At 60.4% G+C, this 21707-nt stretch carries 21 protein-coding genes; 6 read left to right on the plus strand and 15 right to left on the minus strand.

Translation table 11 applies throughout. From position 1 onward, the window contains the following. Positions 1–18: 18 nt before the first annotated feature. The 3 genes from FHT29_RS06130 to FHT29_RS06140 all read right to left on the minus strand — a co-directional run bounded on the left by FHT29_RS06130 (position 19) and on the right by FHT29_RS06140 (position 2921). A complete protein-coding gene (locus FHT29_RS06130) occupies positions 19–699 on the minus strand; it encodes a hypothetical protein (RefSeq protein ID WP_168599365.1) in 681 nt (226 codons plus the stop codon). Between the two features lie 369 nt (positions 700–1068). Next, positions 1069–2100 (minus strand): aldo/keto reductase, encoded by a 1032-nt coding sequence (locus FHT29_RS06135; RefSeq protein WP_168599366.1) that lies wholly within the window; start codon positions 2098–2100, stop codon positions 1069–1071. A 71-nt stretch (positions 2101–2171) separates the two neighbouring features. After that, the gene (locus FHT29_RS06140) at positions 2172–2921 is read right to left on the minus strand and encodes an SDR family NAD(P)-dependent oxidoreductase (protein ID WP_168599367.1); all 750 of its coding nucleotides are present in this window, start codon (positions 2919–2921) and stop codon (positions 2172–2174) included. Between the two features lie 120 nt (positions 2922–3041). On the opposite strand from FHT29_RS06140, the gene FHT29_RS06145 reads away from it, so the two are divergent. Both FHT29_RS06145 and FHT29_RS06150 read left to right on the plus strand, forming a co-directional pair. Next, positions 3042–3668, plus strand: a complete 627-nt coding sequence (locus FHT29_RS06145; RefSeq protein WP_047558866.1) for a TetR/AcrR family transcriptional regulator — start codon at positions 3042–3044, stop codon at positions 3666–3668. Positions 3669–3879: 211 nt separating this feature from the next. Next, complete coding sequence (locus tag FHT29_RS06150) at positions 3880–4521, plus strand: dihydrofolate reductase family protein (RefSeq protein WP_037193338.1); 642 nt, start codon at positions 3880–3882, stop codon at positions 4519–4521. Between the two features lie 130 nt (positions 4522–4651). On the opposite strand, the gene FHT29_RS06155 is transcribed toward FHT29_RS06150, so the two are convergent. Then, positions 4652–5446, minus strand: coding sequence for an SDR family oxidoreductase (locus FHT29_RS06155; RefSeq protein ID WP_168599368.1), 795 nt, complete (start codon positions 5444–5446; stop codon positions 4652–4654). Positions 5447–5569: 123 nt separating this feature from the next. Here FHT29_RS06155 and FHT29_RS06160 point away from each other — a divergent pair, with 123 nt between their 5' ends. After that, on the plus strand, positions 5570–6562 hold the full coding sequence (locus FHT29_RS06160; RefSeq protein WP_047558744.1) for a GlxA family transcriptional regulator: 993 nt from the start codon (positions 5570–5572) through the stop codon (positions 6560–6562). Positions 6563–6858: 296 nt separating this feature from the next. After that, positions 6859–7953 (plus strand): diguanylate cyclase, encoded by a 1095-nt coding sequence (locus FHT29_RS06165; protein ID WP_037192930.1) that lies wholly within the window; start codon positions 6859–6861, stop codon positions 7951–7953. A gap of 127 nt (positions 7954–8080) precedes the next feature. Here the strand turns inward: FHT29_RS06165 and FHT29_RS34400 are convergent, their stop codons facing one another. Next, entirely contained in the window at positions 8081–8269 is a 189-nt protein-coding gene (locus tag FHT29_RS34400; protein ID WP_246703000.1) for a hypothetical protein, read from the minus strand. Positions 8270–8559: 290 nt separating this feature from the next. Between FHT29_RS34400 and FHT29_RS06175 the strand changes: the two genes are divergently transcribed. Continuing rightward, positions 8560–9819 carry an MFS transporter gene (locus FHT29_RS06175; protein WP_168599369.1) on the plus strand — a complete coding sequence of 420 codons (1260 nt, stop codon included), beginning with the start codon at positions 8560–8562 and terminating at the stop codon, positions 9817–9819. Positions 9820–9841: 22 nt separating this feature from the next. Here FHT29_RS06175 and FHT29_RS06180 read toward each other — a convergent pair whose 3' ends face one another. From FHT29_RS06180 to FHT29_RS06200, 5 genes are all read right to left on the minus strand, one after another. After that, positions 9842–11110: an MFS transporter gene (locus FHT29_RS06180; RefSeq protein ID WP_168599370.1), complete on the minus strand. Its 1269-nt coding sequence runs from the start codon at positions 11108–11110 to the stop codon at positions 9842–9844. After that, the gene (locus FHT29_RS06185) at positions 11107–11436 is read right to left on the minus strand and encodes a hypothetical protein (protein WP_168599371.1); all 330 of its coding nucleotides are present in this window, start codon (positions 11434–11436) and stop codon (positions 11107–11109) included. Before FHT29_RS06185 ends, FHT29_RS06180 begins: the two co-directional genes overlap by 4 nt. A 1-nt stretch (position 11437) precedes the next feature. Next, the gene (locus FHT29_RS06190) at positions 11438–12004 is read right to left on the minus strand and encodes an isochorismatase family protein (RefSeq protein ID WP_168599372.1); all 567 of its coding nucleotides are present in this window, start codon (positions 12002–12004) and stop codon (positions 11438–11440) included. Positions 12005–12063: 59 nt separating this feature from the next. Continuing rightward, a complete protein-coding gene (locus FHT29_RS06195) occupies positions 12064–12489 on the minus strand; it encodes a MarR family transcriptional regulator (protein ID WP_245297466.1) in 426 nt (141 codons plus the stop codon). A 156-nt stretch (positions 12490–12645) separates the two neighbouring features. Beyond that, entirely contained in the window at positions 12646–13470 is an 825-nt protein-coding gene (locus FHT29_RS06200; protein ID WP_168599373.1) for an AraC family transcriptional regulator, read from the minus strand. A 96-nt stretch (positions 13471–13566) separates the two neighbouring features. On the opposite strand from FHT29_RS06200, the gene FHT29_RS06205 reads away from it, so the two are divergent. Beyond that, positions 13567–14496 (plus strand): phytanoyl-CoA dioxygenase family protein, encoded by a 930-nt coding sequence (locus FHT29_RS06205; protein ID WP_168599374.1) that lies wholly within the window; start codon positions 13567–13569, stop codon positions 14494–14496. A 330-nt stretch (positions 14497–14826) separates the two neighbouring features. On the opposite strand, the gene FHT29_RS06215 is transcribed toward FHT29_RS06205, so the two are convergent. From FHT29_RS06215 to FHT29_RS06235, 5 genes are all read right to left on the minus strand, one after another. Next, a complete protein-coding gene (locus FHT29_RS06215) occupies positions 14827–16176 on the minus strand; it encodes a cytochrome c (RefSeq protein ID WP_168599375.1) in 1350 nt (449 codons plus the stop codon). 165 nt (positions 16177–16341) lie between these two features. Beyond that, positions 16342–18606, minus strand: coding sequence for a xanthine dehydrogenase family protein molybdopterin-binding subunit (locus FHT29_RS06220; protein ID WP_168599376.1), 2265 nt, complete (start codon positions 18604–18606; stop codon positions 16342–16344). After that, positions 18603–19064 carry a (2Fe-2S)-binding protein gene (locus FHT29_RS06225; protein ID WP_037192906.1) on the minus strand — a complete coding sequence of 154 codons (462 nt, stop codon included), beginning with the start codon at positions 19062–19064 and terminating at the stop codon, positions 18603–18605. Before FHT29_RS06225 ends, FHT29_RS06220 begins: the two co-directional genes overlap by 4 nt. Positions 19065–19283: 219 nt before the next feature. Further along, a complete protein-coding gene (locus FHT29_RS06230) occupies positions 19284–20684 on the minus strand; it encodes a M20/M25/M40 family metallo-hydrolase (protein ID WP_047638345.1) in 1401 nt (466 codons plus the stop codon). A gap of 120 nt (positions 20685–20804) precedes the next feature. After that, positions 20805–21524, minus strand: coding sequence for a CDP-diacylglycerol diphosphatase (locus FHT29_RS06235; RefSeq protein WP_047638346.1), 720 nt, complete (start codon positions 21522–21524; stop codon positions 20805–20807). Positions 21525–21707 lie beyond the last annotated feature (183 nt).

Here is a 21707-nt window from a genome sequence, read left to right on the forward strand (position 1 = left end):
ACCGATCGCCGCCTGGCGTCAGCGCGCTTTGTAGCTGACCGAAATCTTTGCACTTGCCAAAGCGGTCTGGGCCAGTTGTGTGGCGTCAAGACCGAGCGAGCCGATTTGCAAGGGTTTGTCGAAGGCGAGATCGAGGGTAAAGAAGCCCGTCGGATGCGGTAGATCCTGCACGAAGCGAAGTAGGGCCTTTTTTGATTCCGCGTCGATCTGGTTGTCTGGAAGAATCTGTAGGGCTGCCACGGCGTTGCCGCGCAATTGGTTGATGCCCTGCTCGGGATCGTCCGCGCCCGTCAGCTGCTGTTGAAATGCAGCAAGTGACGGGACGGCCATTCCCTCGAACAGACCCTGATTATCGAGCCGGAAGCGCAGATGCGTCAGGCCGACAGAACCGCCTTGGGTCAATGCCTGGACATTCGTGTCTTTGGGCAGGGTGATCTCAGCCGATAGCGACGCTTTGCCGAGGCGTAGATTGGTGAGTTCCAACTCCTGAATGTCCAGATAGCCGTCCTTGGGGTCGAAGCGAAATGCGCCCGAAATATCCATCGGCCATTGCTGGGCCGTGGCGATGTAGTTGGCAAGCGCATTGTCCAACAGCGGTGTAAAGCGCACGCCTTCGACGGAGAATCGTCCCCAGGTGGGAACATGGTTGGGCTTGTTGGCGATGGTCTTGAGGAAGGCGACAAGGTCGTCGCCCTTCAATTCCGCGCGATCGAAAGTCCATCCCATTCTGTTGCCGGACTTGAAAAGTCCGTTTGTCACCGCACAGCCATCGTGCAGTTCGGAGACGGCAAAGCCATCCCTATGTTGGACGACTGCGCTGCTGTCGACAAGCTCGGCACATGGGGTTCCGGCCGCCGCTGCGGAAAGAGGGGCGAAAGAGAAGAGGAGAGGCAACAGCAGGAAGGAGCGCATCTTTACGGTTCTCTGATTGAGGAGATTAGCAAATACAAAGTCGCGCCATGTTCTCGGCCGTGCTGCTTATGTCAAGCGATGTAGCCTCCTCCTCATGGTATTCCTCCGGCCGGCAGCCGTGTCCTGAGGTTCCAGGACACGGGGTCTTTGCCTTGCCTATGCGGCGGCGCGGTCGGCCATAGACCTGCGGCGCAACGCCGCCTTCAAAATCGCCGGCGGATTGTAGTTCGCCTCAAGCGGCCCGATATCGGTGCCGGGTGGGACGATCGCGTCGATCTGATCAAGGATCTCGTCGGTCAATCGGACCTCGGAGGCCGCGAGCAGATCGTCGAAGTGCTCCATCTTGCGAGGACCGATTATTGCGGATGTGACGCCGGGATGTGCCATCACGAAACCCAAGGCCATATGCGCCAGCGGCAGCCCTGCTTCCTGCGCCAGCGGAATAAGCTGCTCGACCGCGTCCAGCCTGCGTTCGTCGGACATCTGCTTCGGAAAACGTCTGGCGCGTCCGCTATCGGGCTGCGGTTCGCCCTTGCGGTAGCGGCCGGTGAGCATGCCCATCGCCAGCGGGCTCCAGATCATCGCACCCATTCCGTAGCGCTCACAGGCAGGCAGTACCTCGCGTTCGATGCCGCGGTTCAGGATGGAATAGGGCGGCTGTTCGGTGCGGAAGCGCGCCAGCCCGCGCCGTTCCGCGATCCACTGCGCTTCGATGATCTCCGAGACCGGGAATGTCGAAGAGCCAATGGCGCGCACCTTCCCCGCCCGCATCAGGTCGGTGAGGGCGGAAAGGGTTTCCTCGATGTCGGTATCCGGCGCCGGCCGATGGATCTGGAAGAGGTCGATGTGGTCGGTCTGCAACCGGCGCAAGGAGTCCTCCACGGCGCGCATGAGCCAGCGCCGCGAATTGCCCTGTTGGTTAGGATCGTCACCCATCGGGAGATGCGCCTTCGTGGCCAGCACGACATTATCGCGCCTGCCCTTGAGCGCCTTGCCCACGATCTCTTCCGATTCACCTCGGCTATACGCATCGGCGGTGTCGATGAAGTTGATGCCTGCATCCAGGGCCTTGTGGATGATCCGGATGCCTTCGTCGTGATCGGGATTGCCGGCGGCGCCGAACATCATCGCGCCGAGGCAATAAGGGCTGACTTTGATGCCGGTTTTTCCCAGCGTGCGATATTGCATGGTCTATTCCTTCTTCTGTTCAGTGATCCGGGGCGGTGCCCACCTGCTGCGTCAAATTTCCCGCGCGCGCATCACCAAGGGAGCGGGCCGTCCGCGCTCGTAAACGTGCCCGTCGGGCCGTTCACGTCGAGGGCGACGCGCACGGGGTTGCGGGCACCCTGTTCGACCGTCTCGATGCCCTCGAAGTTGTTGAGGGCCGTTGCTGTGAAGCCCGGACCTGCGGCATTGACCTTGATGTTTGTCGATTCGAGTTCAATCGCGAAGGAAAGCGTGATCGCATTGAGGGCAGTCTTCGATGCGGCGTAGACGACGCCGAATCCCGAGCGATAGGGAAAGTTCGGGTCAGCGTTCAACGTCAGCGAGCCGACGCCGCTCGTTACATTGACGATGCGCCCTGCAGGTGCTTCACGCAGCAAAGGAAGCATCGCCTGTGTGACGGCAATGACCCCGAACACATTCGTCTCGAAAACAGCGCGCACCTCGTCGAGTGATGCAACACTGGCGCGGCTCGACTGCAGTATCTCGGCGAGCGATCTGCCCGGCCTTCCCGCATGCGAGATGGCCGCGTTGTTGACAAGCAGGTCGAGACGGCCAAGCTCGATCCGGATGCGCTCCGCTGCTGCGGCGATGGAGGCCTGATCGGTGACATCGAGCTGGAGGGCACGGGCATCCGCTCCGATGCTTTTGGCTGCCTCTCCACCACGCTCGAAGTTTCGCGATCCGACGAGCACAGTGTAGCCGTTAGCCGCGAGTTCCCTGGCGATTTGAAGACCGATCCCTTGGTTGGCCCCGGTGACGAGGGCGACGGGTTTGTCCTGCACAATCATTCTCCTTTGGCGCAGCGATCTGTGGCAAGCGCCACTGTCCTGTGTTAGAAAGATAAACGGAACGCTATTCCGGTTTATACGGAACAATGTTCCGTTTAGCAAATGGAAAAATGCATGAGCGATAAAATCGACGAGCGGGATGATGTCGGGGAGCCGGCGGGCTCGACAGATCGGCGCGTACGCGCTGACGCCCAGCGCAATCTCGACGGGCTGCTGCGGGCGGCCATGGCGGTGTTCGCAGCTTCCGGGGTGGACGCTCCCGTGCGTGAAATCGCAAAGACTGCCGGCGTCGGCGTCGGCACGGTCTATCGCCACTTTCCGCAGCGCTCCGACCTCATCAAGGCGGTCTTCCGTCGCGAGATCGATGCCTGTGCGGACGCGGCATCCGTTTTGGCCGGGGAGTACGATCCCGGCGAAGCGCTGGCGCGGTGGATGCAGCGTTTTGTCGACTTCATCTCGGCCAAGCGTGGATTGGCCGCTGCACTTCATTCCGGCGATCCGGCCTACGAAGCCTTGCCGGCCTATTTCGACAAGCGGCTGCGTCCAGCGCTGGAATCATTGCTGGATGCCGCCGCTGCGGCGGGCGAGATACGGGCCGGGGTCGAGCCGAACGACCTGCTGCATGCGGTCGCAAGGCTCTGCACGCCAGCCCATAATGTCGGGCCTGATCACGCGCGGCGGATGGTAGCGCTGCTCATCGATGGCCTGCGTTACGGAGCGGGCGCGAACAATCCTAGGTAACGTGCCGCATGTTTACTGTGCGTCATGTGTTGAGCAAGCGCCGCAGCGGTTCCTATGCTCTTCCGGGCAACGGCTTTGATGTCGAAAACATCAGAAGCGAGAAAAATATACGAAGTTCAAAAAACTGTTTCAATAATAAAACCAGTTGCGTTATTGTATCAGATATGCGACATCATAGTCAGTTGCGAAATGCAATCAGATGGAGGACGTCATGAGCAAGGTGCGAGTTGCAGCATTTTCCCTCTCCGTTGACGGTTTTGGTGCGGGACCCGAGCAGAGCCTCAATGATCCGCTGGGCAAGCGTGGAATGGAGCTTCACAGCTGGTTTTTCCGCACGCGCACGTTCCAGCAGATGTTCGGGAAGGAGGAGGGCTCGACCGATGTGGACGATGACTATGCCGCGCGGGGGATGGCCAATTTCGGCGCCTTCATTCTTGGCCGAAACATGTTTGGCCCGATCCGCGGCGAATGGCCGGATGATAGCTGGAAAGGATGGTGGGGAAATAATCCTCCATACCATACCCCAACCTACATACTGACGCATTATCCTCGCCCATCAATCGAGATGGAGGGCGGCACGACATTCCATTTCGTCACGGGCGGCATTGAGGCGGCGCTTGCGCAAGCAAAGGCTGCTGCCGGTGGCAGGGATGTGAAGATCGGCGGCGGCGTGAGCACAGTGCGCCAATATCTGAGTGCCGGTCTGATTGACGAGGTCCATTTTGCAATCTCGCCGGTCGTGCTTGGCAAGGGTGAGGCTATGTTCGAGGGAATTGACCTGCCCGCCCTTGGCTTCCGCGTCAGCGAGCATGTCGCAACCGCTCATGCGACCCATGTCGTTCTGACCAAATAGGCAGTCCAGGTTGACGCGGAAATCCGGATGCCAACCTGTCCAGTTCATTCGGAAGGAGTGAGCCCGATATTGAAGCGCCATGGTGTTATCCGGCGCTTCTCGATCGGTCACTCCATGCACTTAGGCCCTATCACTTTGACCGGTAGCGCTCGGCCTGAACAGCGCTTGAAAGATGCGGTAGCATAACCTGTCGTGTCGCTTCCCAGGCATCGTATTCTGCCGCGTCCATCAGTGAGGGTATCGTTGCAAACTCGGCCCGGTCGAGGCCCACGAGGGCCGCATCGACGAGATCCTCGGTTGACATGACCCACTCGCTCGGCAAGTTGCTGGACGGCAAGCCGGCAACATCCCAGAATTCAGTCGCCGTAGCGCCGGGCATCACGACCTGCACATGAACGCCGGTGTCTTTGAGTTCCTTGCGCAGCGAATGGCTGAAAGACAATACGAATGCCTTCGTCCCTCCGTAAACACCGTTCAGCAACTCCGGCGCAATGGCGACGATGGAGGAGATGTTGATGATGGTGCCTTTGCCACGCGCGACGAACCCTGGCACGGCGGCATAGGTCAATCGTGTGAGTGCCGTAACGTTGATGTCGATCATGCCTTGCATGTCGTCGACAGATGCCGAGACGAGCGGTGCGGCGCTGCCGAAGCCGGCATTGTTGACGAGATGGGTGATCGTATCGTCCGTTTTCAGGGTCGCTTCGACTTGGTCGCGCTGGGCGCCATCGGTCAGGTCGGCGACGATCGTGCGAACCTTCACTCCGTACCGGCCGGCAAGCCTGTTGGCGACGGCGTCGAGCTTTTGCCTATTGCGTGCGACGAGGATGAGATCGTGGCCGCGTGCTGCGAATCTGTCAGCATAGACGGCGCCGATGCCAGACGATGCGCCGGTGATGAGAACGGTTCCATGAGAGGTGGTCATTGTACTGTCCTTGTCCTGCTTCGAAGGGTTTTTGTTTTCAAGAATGACAGAATGGTAACGCTGGACGCCAATGTCTCAAATGTCATATAACCGGCAAAAACGGACAAACGTCTGGAGATGCGCATGAGACAGATCGGCTTCATCATGGAAGACGGGTTTCAAGTGATGGGGATGGCGGCGCTGACGGCGTTTGAATTTGCCAATGCCGATCTCGGCCATGAAGCCTATCGATTGAGCGTCATGTCGGAGAGGGGAGGCACGATCCGCTCTTCGCTCGGTATAGGTATCGAGACACAGGCGCTGGGCGACTTCCCCGATACGCTCATGGTGATCGGGGAAATGGTGCCTCGTCCCATCACTCCCGCCCTTCGGAATTACATTGCGGCTGCGGGCCTGGAGTCGCGTCGTGTCGCCGGCGTATGCACTGGCGCATTCCTTCTGGCGGAGGCCGGGCTTCTCGACGGCAGGACTGCCACCACGCACTGGATACATGCCCGCACTCTCCAGGAGCGCTTCCCCTCGATCAAGGTGGATGAAGACCGGATCTTCGTTGTCGATGGCAATATCTGGACCTCGGCCGGCATGAGCTCCGCCATCGATCTGACGCTGGCACTGATCGAAGACGACCATGGGGTAGAACTCGCCCGCGCGATCGCCCGTAAAATGGTTGTTTATCATCGGCGCCCCGGCGGGCAGTCGCAGTTCTCGGCCCTGCTGGAACTGGAGCCGCGTTCGGATAGGGTTCGTCGCGCCCTGGTCCATGCCAAGGAGCATCTCCGCAATCCCCTGACGGTCGAGGAACTGGCCGAGGCGGCAAGCCTTAGCGCGCGTCAATTCAGCCGCATCTTTCGCGAGGAAACCGGCCAGTCGCCCGCCAAGGCCGTCGAACGGCTGAGGCTGGAGGCGGCCAAGATCATGCTCGAAGAAGGCCGTCATTCCATGGATGTCGTGGCGCGCGATACTGGTTTTGCCGATCGCGACCGCATGCGTCGCGCATTCCTTCGCTTCTTTGGCCAACCGCCGCAGAGCTTGCGGCGCAGCCTCAGGCTGATCGAAGGCGAGGAGGAGGTATTACTTCCCGGGTCGATGAAAGATGAACTCATGCCTGTGGATTGAGCGGGCGCTTGCGTGGAAGCCTCCATTATCGGGGCAGGCTGCTGCAGGCGAGCAGAATGCCTGGTTCGTGCGTTTCGACGCGGAGGAAACACCTCCCGGCTGATTGCAGTCGAGGGGTTATGTCGTTGAAGTTGCAATTCGTTCTGAAACACAGCCGCGGTTGCCGTGCATTCCGTGGCCCATGCGAATCCACTGCTGAAGCTAATGTCATAAGGAAGTGAACGCGAAGCTTGACCACCGCGCCAGACGGGAAACATAGATAGCAAACAGGTCGGTTTTGGCTGGAAATCAATATTGTGGAAATCGAGTCGCATTTTGCCTCTTTCGTGCGTGTCCTGGGCCAAGTGGCTGTCATCGTCTACGCCTTTTCCTGGGTCATCCGGACGGTCGAACGCGGCGTTTTGAAATCCGTCGCTGTCGGGTTGCTGTTCGGCGTGGGCGGCATCCTGTCGATGAGCGATCCCATTCGTTGGATGCCTGGCGTCTTTCAGGACGGCCGCTCGGTTCTGCTCGTCCTTACGCCGATCTATGGCGGTCCGGTCGGAACTGTGGTGGCGGTGATCATGATGGCCTTGTTTCGTTTCGCAGCCGGCGGTATCGGGGCTGTCGGCGGCGTGGTGGGTATCATGGCCGTTGCGACCACCGGATATGTCTTGACGCTGCTGCCGCGCCAATGGATCGGGACTGGCTGGAAACGATCTGCCTTGTTTGGCCTGGCGACCGGCGCATCGCTTATTGTTCTCGCTTTCCTGCCTTCGCCGCTCGCGCATCAGCTCCTCGTTTCGGCGACGCTTCCGGCGATGGCGACCAATTTCCTCGGCGTCCTCCTGCTGTCGGATCTGCTTGAGCGGGAGTGGTATCGTATCGGCATTCAACGCGTGCTTGAGAACGAAGCCAGCGTCGATCCGCTGACAAGGCTGCCAAATCGCCGCGTGCTGCAGCGTGAAGGCGATCGCTGCAGTAAGGAAGCGGGAACCCGGCGTATCCCTTTTTCGATCATCATGCTCGATATCGATCACTTCAAGAAGATCAACGACAGCTACGGGCACTCCTTTGGCGATACGGTCCTTGCGCGGGTGGCGGACATAATACGGCAGACCGTGCGCAAGACCGATATCGCTGCCCGCTACGGCGGCGAGGAGATCGTCGTCCTCTTACCAAATACAGACACAAGGGCTGCTGCCATCGTTGCCGAAAAGATCCGCAAGGATATCGAAGCGACGGTGCTGACGTTCGATAACAATGCCATCAATGTTACCGTAAGCATCGGCGTTGCGTGTTCGGATGAACCCGCCACCGACTTCAAACATGTGCTGGAGGCTGCCGACAAGGCGCTCTATCGTGCGAAGGCCGGCGGGAGAAATCGTGTGGAGAAGGCGAATGCCGCCTGAAGACGATCGGTAGGAGACGACCGGACGCGGGTCGTTGCGGCCACGAGGCCGCATGAGATGATGTGCTCGCCCAGGCTCACGACCTCCTCGTGATCTATCTTCCCAATTGGTGTTGATCTGCTGTTCGTCAGAACAGCGCGCAGATCACGCTGTCCACGGGCACGATCATCAAACTGCCCGAAAACATCGAGGTTGAGACCTTCAAGGTCGGCGAGCGGGTTTCGGTGAAATACACCATACAGAAATCCGCCTCTCCCAGGCCGCGCGAAATATATTCGGCGGTCTTTTGATCGTCTTCCACGACGAGAATTTTCATGCTTCGGCAGCGCTCCCAGAGCCTGGCTGAACAAGGTGTCTGCGGCCTGAACGGCAGCTGCCATGGATGGTACATTGACGACGTGCGGATTTCTGGTTAGCTGTGATGTCATGAAGATCGCAATGGTTCTTGTCGTGGTAAGAGGGCGCATGGGCAGGATGGTGTAGCCATCCGGCGAAAGCACCCATGCGCGGTAAGCAGGCTCCTGACGGGGCCTTTTTTTATGCCCGCAATTCGGGCCGCGCCTCGTCAGATTTCACGCTCCCCCCACTGACAAGACGGACATAGCCATGACGCGCAATCATTCCATTGAGACTTCGCGCACGCAATCGACCGGAGAAACGGACAAAATTCCGGCTGCCGCTCCGCCGCGATTGACAACTCTCATATTGCTTTCGGCGCTTGCGGTACTGCCGGTAAACATGATCCTGCCGTCGCTGCCGAATATCGCTGCTGAGTTCCGGGCGGATCGCGCCCTCGTCAATCTTTCGGTCGCAGGATACGCGATCGTAACCGCCCTGATCGCGCTCATAGCAGGCGCGGCGTCGGATCGGTATGGGCGCAGACCGGTCGTATTGATCGCGGTCTCCATCTTCATAATCGCCTCTGCCGGCTGCGCTCTTGCCGGCAATATCGGCGTATTCCTTTTGTGTCGGGCGATGCAGGCATCCATCGATGCCTGCTTCTCCATTGCCCTCGTCATCATCCGGGAAACCTCGAGCGATCGCAAAGCCGCAAGCAGGTTCGGCTACCTTGCCATGGGCTGGGCAGTCGCGCCGATGCTTGGCCCGATGTTGGGTGGGTTGCTGGACGAACTGTTCGGATGGCGAGCGAATTTCTTTATTCTGGCTATCCTCGGCGCGGCTATTTTCGCATTGTCGATGCGAGATGTCAGGGAAACGGCCGTACGTTCCACAAGACCGCAGGGTAACTACCTTGCTGCCTATGGGACGCTGGCAAGCTCGGCGCGGTTCTGGGCCCATGCCGCGTGCATGGCCTGCTCCATGGGGACGTTCTATATCTTTCTCGGAGGTGCGCCGCTGGTTGTCGCCAAGTCGCTTGGGGCGTCCGGCGCGGAACTTGGCTTTTACATGGGCATGACGCCGGCCGGCTTTATCCTCGGCAGCTATTTGACCGGCCGCTACGCCGCTCGCTATGCGCTGAGCACGACGGTTATCGTCGCACGTCTCTTGACCTGCCTGGGATTGCTGATCGGCTTCGCCTTATCGATGTTGGGCACGACGCATATTCTTGCGTTCTTCGGCCCGTGCATGTTCATCGGCATAGGCAACGGCCTGACCATGCCCGCGGCCAACGCCAGCGTACTGTCCATACGTGCCGACCTTTCCGGCACGGCCATGGGGCTAGCCACCGCGATGAGGATTGCCGGTGGAGCGCTCATAGCCTCTGCTGCCGGCTTGTTGCTCGATCGCTCGGGCGCGACCTATGTGCTTCTCGGAACAATGCTGGCATCCGCGTCGCTCGCATTGTTGGCGGCACTTGGCGCAGCCGTGATCGAGAGACGCATAACCAAGCTCGTGTCAGCGTGATGGCGATCTCACATCGCGACTGTCATAAACCTGGCCGATCTGGCGTTGGCTGCATGTCGTCATCCGTTCGCTCACGTCGGGCTTGTCGCATCATGGCGTAAAGTCCGACGATAGCGGCGGCAAAGCCTGAAGCGGCGCCGATGCCGAGCGCCCAGCGAGGGCCGCAATGATCGGCCACCCAGCCGACGATCGGGGCGCCGATCGGCGTACCCCCGAGTGCAATGCTGACGCGCAGCGCCATTACTCTTCCGCGCATGGCCGGCGCTGTTGAAAGCTGCATGAGGCTGTTCGTGGTATTGGTGAAGGTGAGCGCCGCAATGCCGGTGACGATGAGAGCGGCGGCAAATGGCCAATAGCCGGGAGCAAACGCCGCCAGCGTGCAGCCGATCCCGAAAACGCCGGCGCCGACAGGAAGGCCCTGGAAGCGTACCTTTTCACGGCCGGCGTTCAGGAGGGCGCCGGTAATCGTTCCAATCGCCATCATCGATGACAGGAGGCCGTATCCCGCAGCGTCGGCGTGGAAGATGCCGACCGCCATCGCGGATATGAAGATCGGGAAATTCAGGCCGAAGGTTCCGATCAGAAACAGCATGAGCAACATCGCCCTGAGGTCCGCCCGGCTCCGGACGTAGCGGAGCCCTTCGACGAAGTTTCCCCTGGCGCGGATCACCCTGGCATTCGAGCGCAATTGGTCGACGCGCAGGAAGGCGAGCGAGACGAGCACCGCCACGAAGGACACGCCGTTGATGAGGAAGGCCCAGCCGGTGCCGATCGCTGCGATGACAACGCCGGAGACAGCCGGACCGACCATGCGCGCGACGTTGAAGGAGGTCGAATTGAGCGCAACCGCATTTGACAGGTTCTCGTCGCCGACGAGTTCGGCGACGAAGGTCTGGCGAACGGGAGCATCGAGGGCAGCCGCGCTGCCGAATAGGAAGGCGAAGATGTAGACGTGCCACAGCTGCACGATGCCGAGGACGGTTAGGGCGCCGAGCGCCAGGGAGAGGCCGCCCATCGTGGCCTGGGTGGCGATGAGGAGTTTGCGCTGGTTGAAACGGTCCGCCGCATATCCCGTCCAGGGCAACAGCAGCAGCTGCGGCGCGAATTGCAGCGCCATGACGGTGCCGACGGCCGAGGCATCATGATGGGTGAGCTCTGCAAAGACCAGCCAGTCCTGGGCCGTGCGCTGAACCCAGGTGCCGATATTGGAGACCAGCGAGCCCGCTGCCCAGACGCGATAGTTGAAATGCCGCATCGACCGGAAGGTGGCGGCGAGCGGGCTCTTCTTCATGGACGGCTGGGCGTATTGCCGCCGTTGAAGCGACCGAAATGCCACGCCATCATCACTGCGAGCAGGAAGGCGCCCACGCTGGCAACGGCGGCATCTCCCACATCATCGAGTGCGAAACCGCCGACATGTACGAGGAGCAGATAAGCAATGAAGAGATTGAAGAAGCCCCAGACCACGTTCGTCGTCGAGGACGAGTGTCCTTCACCCCGCGGCCTGGCGAAGGGGGTTTGGAACGGCTTGCCCATGACGCCGCTGACGACATGCGGCACAGCGTTCATCAGGAAAGCGCCGCCGAAAAAATAGGATATGAGATGAGAGATCGACATATTATTCGCTCCGGCTTGCAAGCAGTTGCATGACGTCGTGGGCAGTCCCGGTCTCGCCGAGCCGCGGGAAGATCTGGTTGATGCTGTATTCGTGCGCCTCGGTGCGCGCGTCCGTCATTGCATCGATGGCAAGCGTCACATTGAAGCCCTGTTCGTAGGCCTGTCGAGCTGTCGACTCGACGCCCGTGCCGGTCGCGACGCCGGTGATGACGACCTGTGTGACGCCTCGCGACTTCAACTGCCTATCCAGATCGGTGCTGGCAAAAGCGCCCCAAGTTCGCTTTGTCACGACGATGTCATCGGGCTGTCGATCGATCTGCGGAATGAAATCGGTGAAGTCCTCGGAAAGGACGCTCGCATGTTGTCGTTGTCGTTCCGTGCGGCCGGGCGCCACGCCGGCAACATTGACGAGCACGATGGGAAGCCGATGCTTGCGGAATGCACCGATCAACTCGACCGTCCTGTCCACGACCGGGCCGATGGCGTGGATGAAGCGTGAGCCGATGATGCCCTTCTGGAGATCGACAACGATAAGTGCGGTCTTTGCGTCAAGCGCGGTCAGCGCCATGGGATTTCCTTTTTCGGATTGTTCGCAGATTTCGGGGGAGGAACCGTTGATGTCGATTGTCAATCGTCGACCAGCCGCCGCAGCAGCTCGAGGGATGTCCGGAGTTGCTCTTGCTCCTCCAGGGAAAGTCGCGCTTCGATCTTGCGATGCAGCCAATCCTGCCGCGCGGCACGGCCCTCCCGAATCAATCGAAGGCAGGTGTCGGTGAGCGACAGGATGGTTTGCCGCCCATCCGCCGGGTCCGGCACGCCATCGACAAGCCCGGCCGCCTCCAGCGCACTGACGACCGCCCCCATCGACTGCGGCCGCATGACTTCGGCGCGCGCGAGGTTTGATGTCGTCGCCGGACCGTCCTTATCGAGGCGCAGAAGCACAGATATCTGCGTCGGCGTCAGGTCTCCGACATTAGCCTGTTCACGCAGCCGGCGTTTGAGCTTGCTCATGATGCCGCGGAGATCTTGTGCGAGGGCGGCGGCATCCGCCATGTGAGGTTTATCCGATTGATCACTCATACGCACTTCATACCATATATGAAGGCAAACTGTAAAGATTATCTTCTAAGATAGGCTTATCATATGTACGCGAACTAGCGAAGCTCGCATTCTAACCAGCGGTCCTCGCCAATAATTTTGATTGACGCTTCAAGTCCTCTTGTAGCGTGCTCGGAATTCGCGCGGCGTGCAGCCTTCCCTTTCATGAAACAGCCGCGAAAAGTAAAAGGCGTCGCCGATCCCGACCCCAGCGGCAATGATCTCGATCTTGTCGTCGGTGGTTGCCAGCAACTCCTTGGCGTGATCCATGCGCACCCGAAGCTGGAAGCCCTTTGGCGACAGTCCGGTTTCTGCCGTGACCTTTCGGCGCAGCGTGGCGGCCGACATTCCATGTTCGGCGGCGAATGCGGCCATGTCGAGTGGCTGCATGGCTCTTTTGCGAAGCGCTTCGACGATCGCGGCGATATCAGATCCGTCACGGCGTGACGGTGTCGCATGGCTTGCCTGCCGGGCCGCCGACACGACGATCTGGTGAAGAATTGCGGCGGCAGAGGCTCTGGCGAGGTTCGTATCGTCGAGCAGATCGGCGTGGAGACCGGTGAAGAGACGCTGCACCCGGTCGAGATTGCGCAGGGCCACGATTGGGGATTGTTCGCTAATGAGCCGCAGTCGCACGAAGTCGCGCACGAGTGAACCTTCGAAAAGCGCCCACCGTTCGCTCCAGCCTGACGCATCCGGCCCATATGAATGCTGTCGGCCCGGAAAAAGCCAGAAAAGCGCCGGCCCCTCCACGCTCTGCCGGCCACAGGCAACGGTCTCGAGAAAGCCCTGGCCTTGCTCCACCAGAACCACCGCATAACTTGGCAGCTTCCGGTCCCTGACCGCGTGCCTCACCTGCTGTTTTCCACTACCGGTGACTGCAAGGCCGCCGGCTGCCGCGAGAGGAGATCGATAGACTGCTTCGGCTGTTCTCATCTGAGCGAAAAGTCCAGTATGGCTTTCCTCTATGTAGGAGAGTGTCCTTATCCGCTACATTCTGGACACTATCAACGCAAGCTTCGGACGAGTGAAATGTCGGTTTCCGCACAGGCGACGCAATCCAGCGAGGAGAGGCCCGCCCTTACTGCTAACGGAAAGATCCTGTCGACGGCACCGGATCGGTTCGGATATCTGACGCCGACCGATCCGGCGATCGGTGTCGGGACCATCCGCCGTCTTTACGAGGAGAACGGCTACGTATGGCTGAAGGGCTTTTTGCCGCGCAACGACGTCATCGAATTCCGCGGCTGGGTTTTCGGCCATCTGGCCAGCGTTGGACTGATCGAGCAGGGAACGGATCCGCGAGAAGGGATCGCAGCCGCGGCTGTGACGGACAACAGGGCAGTGGACCGATATCTCATGTCTCTGGTCCGGTCGGTTGCATATGAAGGCTTCTGCGCACAGCCACGCATGGCGCGTTTCATGGACGAATTTCTGTCGGGTATCTCCTATTTGCACAAGCGCAAGATCATGCGCCATGTCCGACCCGGCACGACAACCGTGACGCCGGCGCATTACGATCTCGTCTATCTCCGCGGCGGCACGAGCCGGGTTGTGACCACATGGATTCCCCTTGGCGATATTCCGGTCGAAATGGGCGGCCTGGTCTATCTCGAAGGATCGCACGCGATCGGCCTCAGGATGGAACGTGAATTCAGCGAGCAGAACGCGGATCTGAGCCCTGAGGAACGCATAAGCGCCTACAATCGAAACATGACGGAAGGCGGATGGGTTTCAAAGGACTTGCCCGACATGGCGGAGCGTTTCAATACGCGTTGGTTGGCCGCGGACTACCAGGCGGGAGACATTATGCTCCACTCGCCCTTTATGATCCACGCGTCGACGACCAATCAGGACAGGAGTCAGCGGCTGCGCCTGTCCACCGATATCAGGTACCAGAACGTCAATGACGAAATCGACGCACGATGGAACAACCATTGGAGCCTGGACGATATGCTCTAGCGTTGAGCGCGGATGACCTGACCTCCTGATCTGCTTGGCGCGGAGAAACGCATGCCATAGAATTGGAGAGGCATTGGCGGCGTCGGGTTCGGCCTGTCGATTGCCCGGGCCGTTGCCCGGCAGCATGGTGGCGACATCCTCCTTCAGCCAAACAATCCCGGCCTCAGGGCAATCATCTCATTGCCGCAGGAGGGGCCATGTGAAGGCGTCCTCCAGGGTGAGCAGACGAATGAGGCGAGCGCGGTCTGCCAAGCTTGCGGAGCAGCAATATGAGGCGGAAAGTTCATCGGACCTTTCCGCCCAACCTTGTTTGAGGGCTCGGCGGCAGATCTATCGCATTTGGAGCACGATGGGACTGCTGCTTGCCGGATCGGTGTGCGTGCGCAGGGCTTTCACGTCGTTGGCCACGACCGGTCCGCCTTGATTTCCCCAGGAGGAGCGCACGAAAGTCAGGACATCGGCGATCTGTTGATCCGAAAGCTGCTGTCTGAACGGAGGCATGCGATAGGCGTCCGGAATGCCGTTCGCCACGACGCGGCCGGAGCCGTTCAGGGTGACATTGATCTGGGACGCGCTTTCCTTCGCAAGCGACGAGGTCGATCCGGCCAGAGGTGGAATCCACGGCGCCTTTCCGCGGCCGTCGACACCATGACAGAAACTGCATTTCGCCACGAATGTCTGTGCGTCGGGGTTGTCTTGATGGGCAGGAAGGGAAGCGCTATCCGCGGCGGCCTTGACATATTGCCAGGGCGTCCCGTCGCGGGCAGGATCCCCAGGCAATGATTTCAGATAATGGCTGATCGCCCTCAGGTCGTCGTCGGTCATGAACTGCGTCGAATTGTTGAAGGCATCCGCCATCGAGCCGAAGACGACGCCGTGCTCGTTCCTGCCGTTCTTGAGAAATGCGTAGATGTCCTCCTCGGTCCACCGGCCGAGACCGGTATTGGGATCGCCCCGCAGGCTCGGGGCATACCAGCCGTCGAGAAGAGCGCCGGAAAGGTAGAGCGGGCTGCTTTCATCGAGCGCTTTTTCCGCCATGGTTATCGCACGCGGTGTATGACAGCTTCCACAATGCCCCGGCCCTTGGACGAGATAGGCACCCCGGTTCCAGCTGTTATCGCCGGCGGTCTTGGGTTGATAGGTTCCGCCCTCTGTGAAAACCGCGTTCCACACAGCCAACGGCCAACGCATGTTCAGCGGCCATTTTATGTCCGAAAGCCTGCTTGCCTGATGAACCGGCTCGACCCGGTTCATGAAGTAGGCATAGAGCGCCCGAATATCGTCGTCGCTCATCTTCACGTAAGACGGGTAGGGCATCGCCGGATAGAGACGCTGTCCATCGCGCGCCACGCCCTGGCGAACGGCGCGGTCGAAATCTGCGAGCGTATAATTGCCGATGCCGGTTTCCTTGTCCGGCGTTATATTCGTGGTGAAGATGGAGCCTAGCGGTGTCCCCATCTCGAGGCCTCCGGCAAAGGGGGCGCTTTTCGGAGTGCTGTGACAGGCAACGCAGTCACCCAGACGCGCGACATATTCGCCCTGTTGAAGCAGCTGCTCCGTTGGAGCCTGCGCCTCGGCGATATTGTCGAAGGGGGAGGCCGGTTTCCGGGTGACGAACCAGGTGAGGCCGCCAGCGACAAGCACGACGATCAAAAGAAGAACCAGAAGAAATTTCCGCAAGGGTGCCTCACGTCTTTGCTAGAGGGTTTCGTATTCGGCTATTCGGGAGCCAGTCGCGATTGACTGCTTCGCCGAACAGACCGGATCAGCTTGCTGATTTCCGGCTCCCAGTCCGATAAATGGACCGGGAGCCGGAAACGTGCGCTGCGCAGCGAGCGCTGCGCTCTAGCTTTCGAACGTGTAGTTGGAGAGCGGCATGCTGCGGATCCGCTTGCCGGTCAGCGTCGAAACCGCATTGGCGACCGCCGGAGGAATGGCGGGAAGACCCGGCTCGCCGATGCCGCCCATCTCGGCCCCGCTTTCGATGATGCGAACATGCACGCGGGCCATGCGATCGGGCGGCAGGATCGGATAGAGATCATAGTTGCGCGCCACGGGCTCGCCGTTCTTGTAAACGGCTTCCTCCATCAGCACCTGCGATAATCCGAGAGCGGTTGCCGAGTTGATCTGTGCTTCGATGATTGCCGGATTGACGATGCTGCCGGGGTCGATTGCCTCCCAGACGTCGTGAACGACGACCTGCCCGTTGCGGATGGAGACTTCAGCTATCGCCGCCGTATGGCTGCCGAAGGGAGACGCCATTGCAACGCCCCGCGCGCGGCGCGAGCCATCTTCCGCGGTGAACGGCCCTCGTTTCCAGCCGCCGGAGAGATCGCCGACGGCCTTCAGCAGGTTACTCAGCCGCTCATTCTTCTGCAACAGCTTGGTGCGCAGCTCGTAGGGGTCCTGCCCGCCCTTGTCGGCCAGTTCGTCTAGGAATGTCTCATAGAAGAAGTCATTCATGGAATTGCCGACCGAACGCCAATAGGCGAGCATCGTCGGATTTTTCACGTAGATCTGGGCGATGCGGTAGTTGGGAATGGCATAGGACTTGCCGGTCAGGCCCTCCAGGGCGGTTGGATCCAGCGAGTCCTCCTTATGGCCGAAAACGCCTTCCGTCGGCCCTTCGCAAGCGCTGATGGCTTCGAGCGCGACGGGCATGCCGCTGGCGTCGAGCGCGCCCCGGAAACGCACCGCGGCCATCGGGCGCAGCGGATCGCGCAGAAATTCCTCCTCGCGGCTCCAGATGAGCTTGACCGGGCGCCCGACCGCCTTGGCAAGTTGGATGGCCTGGGGATAGGGGTTGGCGGATGGATAGAGAAAATGGCGCCCGAAGAAGCCGCCGAGAAGCGGGCTATGGACCGTGATTTTCGATGCGTCGAGCCCGGTCAGCTTGGCAATGTCGGCCTGGAATTGCTCCGGCGCCTGGTTGGGCATCCAGACTTCCAGAGTACCGTCCGGGTTGAAGCGTGCCAAGGTCGAGGGCGGCTCCAGTTGTGCGTGATGCACATACTGGCTCTTGTAGGTGGCCGAAACGACGGTCTTAGCGCTCGACAGAGTCCCGGCGGTATCGCCGACATTCTCCGCGTCCTTGCCGGTGCCCGGCTCGTTTGCCAGCCGATCGCTGAAGGCTGCGGTAGAGAAATCCGCCGGCATCTGGCGAAACGCGGGATCGGCATCCGGGCCGGGCTCTTTCCAATCGACCTGAGCCGCTTCGGCGGCGCGCTTGGCATTCCACCACCGCTCGGCAACGACGCCAACAGCGCCTTGCAGGTTATGAACGGAGTGGACGCCCGGCATCGCGCGAAGCTGGTCTTCGTTGCGGATACGGCCGACGATCAGGCCTAGGCGCGGGGCGTGCTGGACGGCGGCATGCAGCATGCCGTCGACCTTGCAGTCCATCGCGTAGACCGCCTTGCCCGTCGATTTGTCATAGACATCGAGACGCTCGACCGGCTTGCCGATCCAGCGGAACTGGCTCGGGTCCCTGAGCGCCACGCTCGCAGGGTCCGGCACGGGAAGATCCAATGCCTCCGTCGCGACCTCGCCATAGGCAAGCGAGCGTCCGGACGCGGCATGGATCACCCGGCCCGGCTCTGTCGTCAGTTCGCCGATCGGCGCATCCAGGCGCTTGGCGGCGGCCTGCAGGATCATGTTGCGTGCGAGCGCACCGAGCTTGCGCATGGTCTCATAGCTCGTGCGCACCGACATGCTGCCGCCGGTGATGCGCATCTTGCCGTGCACCACCAGATAATCGTTACCCGTCGGTGCGTTCTCGACCACGAACATTTTCGGATCGACATCGAGCTCTTCGCCGACGATCTGGGCCATCGCCGTGAAGACGCCCTGGCCGCCTTCGGCGAATGGGCTCATGAAGCGGACCGTGTTGTCGGGGCGGATTTCCAGAAACGCGGGGACGCGCGTGCCCGGAGGCATGGGGCCGGCGGCCTGCTGCGCTCGTGCGGTGCTGATCGGAACGCCGAAGCCGAGGACAAATGCGCCCGTTGCAGCCCCGGCGGAGGCAAGGAGAAAGCGCCGCCGCGAGATGTTGACCGGAGATCCGGTCGGGAATTCATCTTCGGGAACAAGATTGCGGTTGGACTCGGTCATAGCGTTTCTCCTTCTTTCGAGGAGAGGTCTTTGACGGCCGCCTTGATCGCGTTGTAGGTCCCGCATCGACAGAGATTGATCATCGCCGCGGCGATCTCTTCGTCGGAAGGATTGGGTGTCTCCTTGAGGAGTGCCGTTGCGGCGACGACCTGACCCGATTGACAGTAACCGCATTGCGGAACCTGGTGCTTGACCCAGGCGGTGACCACCCGTTTGCCGACGGGATCGTTCTCGATGGCCTCGATCGTGGTGATCTGGCGACCAACGACGCTGTCCAGTGGCGTCACGCATGAGCGCACCACTTCTCCATCCACCAGGACGGAACAGGCACCGCATTGCGCCAGCCCGCAGCCGTATTTCGTGCCTGTCAGGCCAAGTTCATCGCGGATGATCCAAAGGAGCGGCGTGTCGCCGTCCGAGGTGACTTGGTACGACTGACTATTGATCTGAAGATTCATGAAATGCCTCCTGCGGCTTTCGATTGCGAACCTTCAACGCCGTGCGTCGTTTGATGATCTGAATGCTCAACAACCGGATGACGCATAGCTCAGGCTCACAACCCCAGACTACAATATTTAAGCTGTCTCATCAAAAAGATTAGTATGTGAATCGCGATAGAAGTTAGAAGCCAGATTCATAAATCATTGGCTGAGCAACACGACGATAGCGGCTTCGCATCATATATCGCCGAAGGCCGCCAGGATGCGCACCCAGGATCGGATCCCCTTGTGAAAGCTCGAGAGATCGTATTTCTCGTTCGGGCTGTGGACGCGGTTGTCGAAGCGGGCAAAGCCGACCAATAGCGCATCGCAGCCAAGCCGCCGCTTGAATTCGCCGATGATCGGGATCGATCCGCCAGTTCCCGCCAGCGCTGCCTCGCGCTGCCATTCCGTAGTCAAAGCTTCCAGTGTCTTGCGTAGAAACGGGCTGTCGAGCGGCATCGTCGTTGCGGGTGCCAAGCCATGGTCCTTGAAGCTGACCGAGCAATCGGCCGGAATACGAGCACGCACATGCGCCTGGAATGCGTCACGGATGGCGATCGGATCCTGGCCCTCGACCAGGCGAAAGGAGATCTTGGCGCTCGCCTTTGCCGGGATGACCGTTTTGAAACCAGCGCTTGTATAACCTCCACTCATGCCGTTGATCTCGCAGCTCGGACGCGCCCAGATCTGCTCAAGGATCGAGCGGTTCTTCTCGCCTGCGGGGATGCTGAGGCCGATATCGCGAAGGAAGCCTTCTTCATCGAAGGGTAGCGCCTGCCACTGCTTGCGAACCGCATCCGGCAATTCCCGCGTGCCGTCATAAAAGCCGGCGATGGCCACGCCGCCATCCGGCGTGCGCAGACTGGAAACGACATCCGCAAGGATTTGCAATGCATTGCGCGCGGCATTGCCGAACATGCCGGAATGCAGATCGCGATCGGCGCAGGTCACCTCGACTTCCTGGCCGACCAGGCCGCGCAGCATAGTTGTGACGGCCGGCGTGTCATGGTCCCACATGTCGGTATCGCAGACGAGAACCGTATCCGCGGCAAGCTCGGCTGCCGTCTTGTCGAGAAATGGAGCCAGGCTCGGGCTGCCTGCCTCTTCCTCGCCCTCGAACAGCATGCTGACCTGGATGGGCAGGGCGCCTGTCACGGCTTTCCAGGCGCGACAGGCTTCCACGAAGGTCAGCAGCTGTCCCTTGTCATCCGATGCGCCGCGCGCGACGATGGCGGTGTCGCCGTTTTCGAGCGGCTGCAATACCGGTTCGAAGGGATCGGTGTTCCAGAGCGCCAGGGGATCGACGGGCTGCACATCGTAGTGGCCGTAAAAGAGCACATGCGCCCCGGATGCCGCCTTGTCGTGAGCGACCACCATGGGGTGGCCGGTGGTATGCCGGACGGACGCATCGAAGCCCATGGCCGTCAGATCTGCGGAAAGCCATTCCGCGGCCCGGCGGCAATGATCGCCATAGGCAGGATCGGTGGAGATGCTGGGAATGCGGATAAGGTCGAAGAGCCGACCCAGGCTTTGATCGATGGTGCGGTCGACATGGGCAAGAACGGCATCGATCTGATCGGCGGTAGGCTTCGGCATGGGCTCGTTTCCAGGCTGTGGGTTTCGCATCCTGCCACCGGCAGGCAGCGGATCATGCAAGGAAACGGCCCATGTTTCAAATCTTTAGCGTTGCCGCGCAGAGGTCATCCGCTATCGTCATCAATGCTCGATGGCGCAGCTGTGATCCTGCACATCCTCGCCGCCCATGCCGGGTTTAGCGACGTCAGTCAGAACGATGAAGCCGGGGCCCTCGGCGAAGTTGGCGCCGACAACGACGAGATTGTGACCGCCCATGTCCTTTGCCGGGTCCTTCAGGGTCTTGGCAAGCGCCAGGAATGGATTGAAGTCGCCCAGTGTTTCGCCCTTGACGCGGATCGCGGTGAACTGATGACCGGCAATAGCATCCGGCAGCGGCGCCCAGTCGGTCCCGACGCGATCGGCATCGGCCTTCAGGACAGCGCGGGCATCCGTGCTGAGGCAGTCGATGTGGATGTGAAGCTGGTTCTGCGTGCGGGCCTGCTGCGCGTTGACGGCGAGGCTCAGACCGTCGCGAGGGATCGCATGCGGCAATCTGGAATCGACATCACCCTGCTCGGCCCAGGCGTCGGCAAAGAAGTTGTGCGTTGCCGGAGTGAGGAGATCGGGGCTTTCGATGCCGGTGATCTTGTCGGTGGGGATCAGAAGAAACTGCGCGATACCATTCAGGTCCTTCAGCATCGCATAGTGTTCGGCGGTGTTTACCGAGAGGCACGGAGCGGTTTGCACCGCGCATCTGTCATGAACGATCTTCCACAGCACATCCGAGTCGGCAAGGGCCGGAGCGAAAAGAAGGGGAAGGAATGAGGCGGCAAGAGCCGTGACGCGGCGAGGAGGTGTCATGGCAGGAAATTCCCTTGTTCAAACGGTGGGGCATTCTTCGAAATTGTGCGGGCTTAACATGGACCTGTGAGAGCGTTGTGACGTACATAATTGCCGCACCGCTCCTCACGATCGCTCCATCTTGGCCGCTACGCAATGTTTTATGTCCTGATGTCGTCACGACGACATCAGATCGTCGGGCTA

The organism is Rhizobium sp. SG741 (genome assembly GCF_012275435.1).
Classification (GTDB): domain Bacteria; phylum Pseudomonadota; class Alphaproteobacteria; order Rhizobiales; family Rhizobiaceae; genus Rhizobium; species Rhizobium lusitanum.

Excerpts from the sequence above, each read along its gene's own strand:
- FHT29_RS06135 (WP_168599366.1), bottom strand. The coding sequence starts at position 2,100 with ATGCAATATCGCACGCTGGGAAAAACCGGCATCAAAGTCAGCCCTTAT.
- FHT29_RS06145 (WP_047558866.1), top strand. The coding sequence starts at position 3,042 with ATGAGCGATAAAATCGACGAGCGGGATGATGTCGGGGAGCCGGCGGGC.
- FHT29_RS06150 (WP_037193338.1), top strand. The coding sequence starts at position 3,880 with ATGAGCAAGGTGCGAGTTGCAGCATTTTCCCTCTCCGTTGACGGTTTT.
- FHT29_RS06155 (WP_168599368.1), bottom strand. The coding sequence starts at position 5,446 with ATGACCACCTCTCATGGAACCGTTCTCATCACCGGCGCATCGTCTGGC.
- FHT29_RS06160 (WP_047558744.1), top strand. The coding sequence starts at position 5,570 with ATGAGACAGATCGGCTTCATCATGGAAGACGGGTTTCAAGTGATGGGG.
- FHT29_RS34400 (WP_246703000.1), bottom strand. The coding sequence starts at position 8,269 with ATGAAAATTCTCGTCGTGGAAGACGATCAAAAGACCGCCGAATATATT.
- FHT29_RS06175 (WP_168599369.1), top strand. The coding sequence starts at position 8,560 with ATGACGCGCAATCATTCCATTGAGACTTCGCGCACGCAATCGACCGGA.
- FHT29_RS06180 (WP_168599370.1), bottom strand. The coding sequence starts at position 11,110 with ATGAAGAAGAGCCCGCTCGCCGCCACCTTCCGGTCGATGCGGCATTTC.
- FHT29_RS06185 (WP_168599371.1), bottom strand. The coding sequence starts at position 11,436 with ATGTCGATCTCTCATCTCATATCCTATTTTTTCGGCGGCGCTTTCCTG.
- FHT29_RS06190 (WP_168599372.1), bottom strand. The coding sequence starts at position 12,004 with ATGGCGCTGACCGCGCTTGACGCAAAGACCGCACTTATCGTTGTCGAT.
- FHT29_RS06195 (WP_245297466.1), bottom strand. The coding sequence starts at position 12,489 with ATGGCGGATGCCGCCGCCCTCGCACAAGATCTCCGCGGCATCATGAGC.
- FHT29_RS06200 (WP_168599373.1), bottom strand. The coding sequence starts at position 13,470 with ATGAGAACAGCCGAAGCAGTCTATCGATCTCCTCTCGCGGCAGCCGGC.
- FHT29_RS06205 (WP_168599374.1), top strand. The coding sequence starts at position 13,567 with ATGTCGGTTTCCGCACAGGCGACGCAATCCAGCGAGGAGAGGCCCGCC.
- FHT29_RS06220 (WP_168599376.1), bottom strand. The coding sequence starts at position 18,606 with ATGACCGAGTCCAACCGCAATCTTGTTCCCGAAGATGAATTCCCGACC.
- FHT29_RS06225 (WP_037192906.1), bottom strand. The coding sequence starts at position 19,064 with ATGAATCTTCAGATCAATAGTCAGTCGTACCAAGTCACCTCGGACGGC.
- FHT29_RS06230 (WP_047638345.1), bottom strand. The coding sequence starts at position 20,684 with ATGCCGAAGCCTACCGCCGATCAGATCGATGCCGTTCTTGCCCATGTC.
- FHT29_RS06235 (WP_047638346.1), bottom strand. The coding sequence starts at position 21,524 with ATGACACCTCCTCGCCGCGTCACGGCTCTTGCCGCCTCATTCCTTCCC.